The sequence below is a fragment of the Pseudoalteromonas sp. MER144-MNA-CIBAN-0113 genome (genome assembly GCF_040308965.1).
Lineage (GTDB): Bacteria > Pseudomonadota > Gammaproteobacteria > Enterobacterales > Alteromonadaceae > Pseudoalteromonas > Pseudoalteromonas tetraodonis.
Genome location: NZ_JBEOOG010000143.1, coordinates 1 through 2,846 on the forward strand (window position 1 = coordinate 1; position 2,846 = coordinate 2,846).

Here is a 2,846-nt window from a genome sequence, read left to right on the forward strand (position 1 = left end):
TTGAATCCTGAGAAAAAAGAAGAAATGCGGGCGGCATAAAATTTAACTTGAGGCGACAACTAACTTGAAAAACTCCGTCATCAAGGGTTAATATTGATTCCCCACTAGGAAAACGATGGGTGCTGCTAACCATGATTGCAATTGTTGGAGACAACGGATAGTACAAGTCCAATTGGTCATCCTCTGGAGGCGTCATATCATTAGTCAAACCCTTATGAACGTTTATCACTGGATTATCCGACGTGATAAACGGTTGAGTAGTCTCATTTAATAGAAGGCAATATTTGTCCTCTCTCCGAGATACGAACATTGAGTAACCAAGGTTTTGACCTAGCATATGACTTATAAACCACCAACACTCAGTCGATATATGATGCACTAATTTTGCTTGTTCAGAATCATCTTTTGACATAACCAGTAGTGCGATGTCGCGAAATGATTTTGTTCTAGCGAACTGGTGCCCAAGATAATTACAAAAAGCAGTCAATTGCTTCATATCATTCAAGCACGATAAATCACGGTTAATTAGATTAGAAATGATCTCACTTGCACTACTTTCATAAGCAGTATGCAAATTCTCTAGGGTATTATGTTTATGCGCTTCGATTTCCTTCTCTATTTCTACGCTCTTCTTACCACTCGTTTGGTAAAACTCCTCCATTTTCTGAATTAATAGAAATTTTTGGAGCAGCTCCATATTTTGTTTATGCAACTGACTTTCGGAAGATATCATTCTGATTATCTTTACATGATCTTTAGTCAGTGGCTTGATTTGGTAAAAGTGCCTCTCCTTCGCAACCATCTTTACACTATCATAAGCAAAACCACCTTTAGCCTTCTTAAACCAGACTTTATTTTTGGTATCACCTATAGCCCAGTTTCGTAAATAGTTAGCCCATACATAATGATGTTCCTTTTTTAGCTGATGTGCTTTCTTCAACGGCTGTTCTTGTAGCATAATACTTTCCATTGCAGGGATTGAACAATTAGTGTGCCATAGTCGAGTGTATTAACAATACTATAATGACAAACGGGTTTTACCCACCTAGTTAAATGCGTTATCTAAGTAAGTTTTCAAGGTTTATGGTATTACTAAAACTAAGCTCAATTATGCTTTTCAGCGTCGAGTTGGTATTAAACTGAAACACATAATGGGGCAGAAACGGGTTACGCTTGAATGTCCGCTTCACGCCCTGAGGCACTCAACAAGCTTTTTCTACCACTAAAAGAGGAGAACCTTTCTCTTTTAGTGCTTTTAAATATTTTGATTCATCATAAGCTTTTCCTGTTTTCCAGCACCTAAATAAGATCCTTACCCATTTATAGGCCAACGCTCTTACTGCCGATTGGTGTGAATTACCTTTCGCTTTTTGCTGTGCGTAATAAATGCCCGCCCAATAAGATTGCCCTACGCTTTTGGAAGCCCACTCTATAAAGCTCTGACGGACAAATTTAGAACATTGCCAGCGCCAATGTACCCAGCTTTTTTGACCACTACGCTCTGTAACTGGCGATAAGCCTGCATAGTTTTGTATTTCTTGTGCGCTACTAAAACGAGATTTATCTTCCCCTAAAGTAGCTAAAAGCCTAGGAGCAAGGCAAGGGCCTGTGCCGGGAAGTGAAGTAAATATTGAGGCGTCATCCATACTGGTAAAAATTGAGTTTATTTGTGAGTCATACTCTCGAATATTGTTAATTAATACCAACATCTGTTTAGCCAATGCGATGACAAACGTTTGATAAGGTATAATTAAAGATTCGTCGGGTAATCCCCCCATTTTTAATGGAGGCTGGCAGTAGAATTTCCGTTGTTTAATTTTTCCAGCTTTTGTATTGGTGTTATACCACCTAACCCCATGTTAGGGCGTTCATTATTATAAGTCCATAGCCAATCAGTCGCTATGTCTTGTAACTCACTAATATCACTATAAATATAATGACTCAGCCAGTCGTAACGAACCGTTCGGTTGAAGCGCTCTATATAGGCATTTTGCTGCGGGTTACCGGGTTGAATAAACCGTAATTCGATATCATTATTTAACGCCCATTGCGCTAGTTGCTTGCTAATATATTCAGGGCCATTATCACATCTGATAGCTTTGGGTTTACCACGCCACTCTATAATTTGATTTAACGAGCGGATCACACGTTCAGCAGGCAGTGATAAATCAGCGTCAATAGTCAGCCCTTCACGATTAAAGTCATCAATGACATTAAACAATCGACACGCTCTGCCATCCGCTAATTGGTCATGCATAAAATCCATTGACCAACATTCATTGATGGTTTCTGGTACTGCCAATGGCTCAGGCTTATCTCTATTTAAGCGTTTCCTTGGCTTGATCCGCAAATTTAACTCAAGATCACGGTAAATGCGGTAAACTTGCTTGTGATTCCACTTGTGCTTTTTTACATTACGCAAATATAAAAAACATAATCCAAAACCCCAGCTTCGCTTTGACTCAGTCAAATCGAGTAACAGCTCTGCTATTTTTAGATTTTCATTTCTTAATATCGGTGTATAGCGATAACACGTTTCACTTATCATAAAAGTACGGCAAGCTAAGGCAATACTCATTTTATTTGTGCTAACGACTTCATGTGCCAATACTTTACGCTCAGAAGCCGTTACCACTTTTTTGCCATAGCCTCTTGAATGACCTCAGATTTGAGCCGCTCTTCAGCATACATTTTCTTTAAACGGCGGTTTTCATCTTCAAGCTCTTTCATGCGCGTCATTAAAGACGCATCCTGTAGTGGTACAGTGATTTTGGCCACCCATTAAGAAAGAAATGTTATGCTAATAAGCATACAAATTTGGGTGAAAAAATGACGAAATTAAAACG

Annotated in this window: 1 protein-coding gene and 2 pseudogenes; all 3 read right to left on the minus strand. The window is 39.0% G+C overall.

Translation table 11 applies throughout. The annotated features are described in order from the left end of the window. The coding region (locus AAEY57_RS18970) for a DUF4238 domain-containing protein (RefSeq protein WP_350608554.1) at positions 1 to 958 on the minus strand (958 nt) is incomplete at its 3' end. Positions 959 to 1,202: 244 nt separating this feature from the next. Beyond that, positions 1,203 to 1,631: pseudogene (locus AAEY57_RS18975) on the minus strand (transposase); the annotation flags it as partial. Positions 1,632 to 1,780: 149 nt separating this feature from the next. Next, a pseudogene (locus tag AAEY57_RS18980) lies at positions 1,781 to 2,751 on the minus strand (IS3 family transposase); the annotation flags it as partial. Positions 2,752 to 2,846 lie beyond the last annotated feature (95 nt).